General features: G+C 36.2%; 5 protein-coding genes and 1 pseudogene. All 6 read right to left on the bottom strand.

The window, feature by feature from the left end; all coding sequences use genetic code 11:
* Positions 1–631 (bottom strand): hypothetical protein (locus P8M54_RS13850; protein ID WP_300288555.1); only part of this gene is annotated, 631 nt, incomplete at its 3' end.
* Between the two features lie 92 nt (positions 632–723).
* Entirely contained in the window at positions 724–1,932 is a 1,209-nt protein-coding gene (locus tag P8M54_RS13845) for an NAD(P)/FAD-dependent oxidoreductase (RefSeq protein WP_300288554.1), read from the bottom strand.
* Between the two features lie 29 nt (positions 1,933–1,961).
* Positions 1,962–2,639 (bottom strand): glycerophosphodiester phosphodiesterase family protein, encoded by a 678-nt coding sequence (locus P8M54_RS13840; RefSeq protein WP_300288553.1) that lies wholly within the window; start codon positions 2,637–2,639, stop codon positions 1,962–1,964.
* A gap of 111 nt (positions 2,640–2,750) precedes the next feature.
* Positions 2,751–4,274, bottom strand: a complete 1,524-nt coding sequence (locus P8M54_RS13835) for a flotillin family protein (protein ID WP_300288552.1) — start codon at positions 4,272–4,274, stop codon at positions 2,751–2,753.
* A gap of 13 nt (positions 4,275–4,287) precedes the next feature.
* A complete protein-coding gene (locus tag P8M54_RS13830) occupies positions 4,288–4,845 on the bottom strand; it encodes an NfeD family protein (protein WP_300288545.1) in 558 nt (185 codons plus the stop codon).
* Between the two features lie 136 nt (positions 4,846–4,981).
* Positions 4,982–5,755 (bottom strand): annotated as a pseudogene (locus P8M54_RS13825) (alpha-amylase); the annotation flags it as partial.

The following is a 5,755-nucleotide window of genomic DNA, read 5'->3' as shown; positions in this document are numbered from 1 at the left end:
AAAATTGTAAAAAAAGATCTATTTGATCTGGTTTTAATTTTAATGTTTCCAAGAAAAATCTTTGGTCACAACTGTTTCTTGCAATTGTTTTGAAGCTAGCAGTGCTCTTATTTTTTTCAGCTACCGAATCTTTTTCCTTTTTAAATAAGCTGCCAATCATCCTTCCTATTCTTACGAAATCCATTCCGTTTTCGATTGTGTGTGTACTAACACCGACTACTTTTAATCTTTGAGCATTTTTGTCTAAAGTGAATTGATCTACTTTACCTTGTTCCCATTTGGTGTCTGAGCCCATTTTTACACTTGGCTGATTGTTAATAAACACTTCATTGAGCTCTTCAGCTTTTAAAACTAATTTAATATCTAGATTATTTTCCTTAATCAATCTTGAGGTTAGTTTTAGACTTCTTAGTTCGTATCCTTTAGCAATAAAAACAAGTGTTTCATTAGGTTGTGCATCAATTGTGAAAAAACCATTTTTATCAGAGATAACGATTGTTTTTGTTTTCGTATTTACTATTTCAGCATTCGAAATAGAATAGGTGTTAAAGGAAAGCTTTCCTTTAATGGTTTGTGAAAAACTAACTTGACCGTAAATAAAAAATAGCGCAATAAGTAATTTTACCTTCATAATTAGTTTTTATAGGAAAGGTAAAGTTATTCGAATGTTCTTAAGGAAAACTTATGGAATATGTAAATTCGTGTTAATTGTAATTTCTGTTTTTAAATACTATTGGCCAATATAAACCCACTCGTCCAAGCGTTTTGGAAATTAAAACCACCAGTAATCGCATCAATATTCACAATTTCGCCTGCGAAAAATAAGTTTTCATGCAGTTTACTTTCCATAGTTTTAAAGTTGATTTCCTTTAAATCGATTCCGCCAGCGGTTACAAATTCTTCCTTAAAAGTACTCTTTCCATTGACTTGAAAACTTCCGTTTGTTAATTGGTTTGCTAGGTTTTGCAACTGCACTTTGGATAGATCTGCCCACTTTGTTTCGATTTCGATTCCTGAAGCGAGTACTAAACTTTCCCACAAACGGTTTGGGAACTCAAACGGAGATTTCTTCGCAACCGCTTTTTTAGCGTGTTCCTGCTTTAATTCCTTTAGTTTTTTCTCGGCATCGGCAGTATCAACTTCGTTTAGCCAATTAACAAAAATCGTAAACTGGTAATTCTTATCGTGTAAAATTCGGGCTCCCCAAGCTGATAATTTTAAAACTGCTGGACCGCTCATTCCCCAATGGGTAATTAATAAAGGGCCTGTAGATGCTAGTTTAGTATCCTTTATCTTTACAGTAGCAAAGGCAGCCACTCCAGGCAATTCTTTTATGCGAGAATCTTTGATATTAAAAGTGAAAAGAGAAGGAACTGGGTTCACGATTGCATGACCGTAGGCTTGAAGCATTTCCCAGATTTTAGGATTGCTTCCTGTAGCTAAAATTAATTTTTCAACTACATAATTTTCTGATTGGGTTTCTATTTTCCATAAATTGTCCTTTTTGAAAATAGATTGTACGCTTTGACCCGTCAGTACTTTGATGCCCAACTTTTGAGTCGCCTGCATAAAACAATCAATGATCGATTGTGAGGAATTAGAAACCGGAAACATGCGCCCATCATCTTCAATTTTTAGCGCTACTCCATGCTTTTCAAACCATTCGATAGTATCTCCGGAGCAAAATTGATGAAAAGGTCCGCGCAATTCTTTTTCTCCACGTGGGTAAAATTTCACTAATTCGTTGGGTTCAAAACAGGCATGAGTTACATTGCAACGACCACCGCCGGAGATGCGTACTTTTTGCAATACTTCGGCGCCACGCTCTAAAATAGCAACCTTTAATTTCGGGTTTTTCTCGACAATATTTATTGCTGTAAAAAAACCTCCTGCTCCACCACCTACTATTATTATATCAAAATTTTGATTCATGTTTTGTTTGTTTTTGCTTAAAGCAAAATTTATAATCGATCCGGAAAGTCGGATATAATTCCGTCTACGTTGTAGTTTTTTATTTTTTTTATGTCCTCAATTTCGTTAACAGTCCACGGAAAAACTTGGAATCCTTCTGCTTGCAATTGCTTGGTTTTTTCAGCCGTTAGTAAATGAAAATAGGGGTGAATTGATTTGGCTTGAATAAATTTGGCGAAAGCCAAAGCCAAATCTACATCTGTCTCGGTTAATACTCCAATGGGGATGTTTGTATTTAAAACATGTACCTGTTTCAAGGCGTTCCAGTCAAAACTCGATACAACAAATTGATCGTAACGCCATTTTTTTTCTGAAATGTATTTGTCAATTAGCAGGACTACTTTTTCGGCTGTTTCAAAACTTTTCAATTCGATATTAACGTCACATTTTTGGTCAATTAAATCCAGGACTTCTGCTAGTGTCGGTATTGCTTGCGATTTATCTGCTTTTAGGCGTTTTAATTGAGGCAAAGAAAACTCATTTACTAAACCTTTTCCATTCGTAGTCCGTTCTAAAGTTTCATCATGTATGACCATGATTTCGCCATCAGTACTTAAATGAACATCAAGTTCTATGCGATCGACATGTAGGTCTATTGCTTTTTGAAAACCAATTAAAGTGTTTTCAGGTTCATGTCCTTTAGCGCCGCGATGACCAATTTTTAGCATAAAATACATTTTGACAAAGGTAATTAAAATAAAAAAGCACAAACCAAAATAGGTTTGTGCTTTTGCAATCTTATCACTTGTAGGGTCAAGTTCGCCTAAAGTAATTGGTTTTTATTTTAAATCAACATCAGATACATTAGTTGTGTCAGTTGTTGTTGGTTCAATTTTATCTTCTCCTTTTAAATACGTAGGCAAGTTTAATCCTGCCATATTAAATAAGTCATTCAAAGGCGGAACCGTTTTCATCATACCTGATACAAAGTTCGCTGTCGAACCTGCACCATTGTCGCCATTGTTTCCAGAATCCCAAACGGTAATTTTATCAATTTTGATGTTTTTAACCGCTTCAACTTGAGTTTTAACCAATTCAGGTAATTTTTCAATTAACAACAATTGGAACGCTTTAGTTGGATCACCACCAGCAGCGCTAACCACTTCTTTATACCCTTCTGCTTGTTTAGTAAGTATTTCATACAAACCTTTTGATTCTGCTTCCATTTTTGCAAAGATAGCATCGGCTTCTCCTTTTGCTAACTCTCTTGTTTTTTCGGCTTCGGCTTGTGCGTCAATGATCGCCTTTTGCTTCGCAATTTGTGCTGGAATTACAATATTTGCATTTTGTGTCGAGCGTTCTCTCTCTGCACGCGCTTCCTCTGCTTTTTGCTCTGCAACATAAGATTCTTCTAATGCTCTTGCGCTTTGTACTTTTTCAGATGCTAAAGCGGTTCTCAATGCTTCTGCTTCACGCTCACGACGTGCCGCTTCCGATTGTGCAATGGCTATTCTGGCTTCATTTTCCCCTTTGATGGCAATCGCATTTGCCTCTGATGTTTTTACACGGGTATCTCTTTGTGCTTCAGCTTTACCAATGCTTTCGTCTTTAAAAGCAGCGGCAATAGATACTTCTCTATCTTTATTAGTGATTGCGATTTTTACATCACGATCTCTGTGCGTCTCAGCAATTTGAACGTCTTTTTCACGATCAGCCATCGCCTTACCAGTCTCTCCAATTTTTTCTTGTTCAGCAACCGAAATTTTAGCTTCGTTTATCGCTTTGGCTGCAGCCTCTTTCCCTAAAGCTTCGATATATCCTGATTCATCCTTGATATCCGTAACGTTGACGTTGATCAATTTTAGACCAATTTTACGTAACTCTGAATCCACATTTTTTGAGATATTATCTAAGAACTTATCACGATCAGAGTTGATTTCTTCAATGGTCATGGTAGCAATAACCAAACGCAATTGTCCAAAAAGAATATCTTTAGCCAATTCTTGAATTTGCTCTGGCGAAAGTCCTAACAAACGCTCCGCTGCCGTATTCATGCTCTCTGTCTCTGTCGAAATTGCAATTGTAAAACGACATGGAACATCTACACGAATATTTTGACGTGATAAGGCATTCGTTAAATTGGCTTCAATAGATAGTGGTTTAAGATCTAAGTATTGATAATCTTGGATAACAGGCCAAATGAAGGCACCTCCTCCGTGTACACATTTTGCCGATGTTCCTCCGGTGCGGCCATAAATGACAAGGATTTTATCAGAAGGACATCTTTTGTAACGCGAGATAAGCGTTAGAAAGGTTACAAATACAACAAATACTGCAACAACAATAATAATAATTTCAGTCATGGTTTATTTTGGTTTAGTTTTTTTCTACGATCAATAAATTGTTTTCAATACCTACTACAATAACGGAGGAATTGGTTGGGATTTTTTCCGGGGATGTGGTCATTGCGTCAAGTTCATGAAAAGCGCCGTTAACACTAATCATTACTTTTCCTTTTCCTGTTTTTCCCTCGGGTATGCTGAGGTAAACTTGGGCTGTTTTATGCAAAGTGTTTTCGATTTTAAAACTATTGTTTTCCGATAATTTCAAAATTTGTTTGATCATAAAAAAGAAGATGGCAACAAATAGTAATCCTACAATAACAGATACAGTAATCAAGATCATTTTGTTGGCAACAGCATCGTAAAAGGAGATACCGGTCCAGCTGAATCCCAATAAAAAGTTGATTAAATTACGCAAGGTAAAAATCTCAAAAGGCATATCAGTGTCTCCTGAGTCGGAGTCCATGTCAGTCTCGCCATCACTTAAGCCGGCGAAGGTCATAATGGTTTGTAGCCCAAAAAATAAACTTACTGGTAGCGCAATGTACCAGAAAGCTTTTAGCAACTGTTCGTAGTTTTCTAGAAAGTTCATAGTAAAGGTTTGGTTCCTTTATTAGACGATAATTTTTACAAAAAGTTACAATTTGGGTATATTTATTTTTAACTGTCTGATTAATTTTTCGCAAAAAAAAGTGCAAATCGCTTATGATTTTTACTTTAAATAACTTTTATCTCTTTTCTAAAAGAACAATGTTATAGTCGGTTTTAAGTTTTATTTGACCATTTTTGACTACGGTTGTTAGCCCTGAATAGCTGTCTTTAATTTTAGTTCCATCAGGGAACACTGTTGATACATTGAGTTGTTTCTTACCTACGGGAAGATCGAGTCCTATGAGCACTTTATCTGTAAAGGCACCTTTTGTAAAGGTTCGTTTAAACAAATAAGGTGTCGCTGAGATTTGCTCATGGATTCCTGCGCCTACTGCCGGATGATTTTTCCTAAACTTCCCTAATTTTTGCCAGTGCACTAAGTTGGCTTTAGTAGCGGGATCTGATTTTATGGCGTTCCAATTCATAAAAGAACGGAGTTTTGCGTCGCCTTGCGTTCCATCTACTTCTAAAACTCGATTGGTTTCATCGCCGTAAAACACTTGTGCAACACCCGGTGATAGTAATAATTTTGTACCTGCTTCGATACCTCGTGTACGCAGGCCATCAAAAGGAGCGCCATCATCATGAGAGGATAAGTAGTTAAGTACACTAGAACCTTTTAACTCACCATTTAGGATGTTAGAATATTTAGAGAAAATGAATTCGTAGTCTTTTTTAGCATCCCATTTGAATTCAAAATTGATCATATTGTTGAATCCGTTGGCGTAATAATTTACTTTTTTATCTCCAAAATCAAATATTTTACCGGAGCTGATGTTGTAATTGTAAACTTCAGCAATGGTGTAAAAGGAATTGTTATCAAGCACTTTAGTAGGGTTGTTTTTTTTCCA

This window comes from Flavobacterium sp. (assembly GCF_029242675.1).
In the GTDB taxonomy this organism is placed as follows: Bacteria; Bacteroidota; Bacteroidia; order Flavobacteriales; family Flavobacteriaceae; genus Flavobacterium.
Note: the sequence above shows the minus strand (reverse complement) of the source record. Positions and strands in the feature narration are given on the sequence as shown.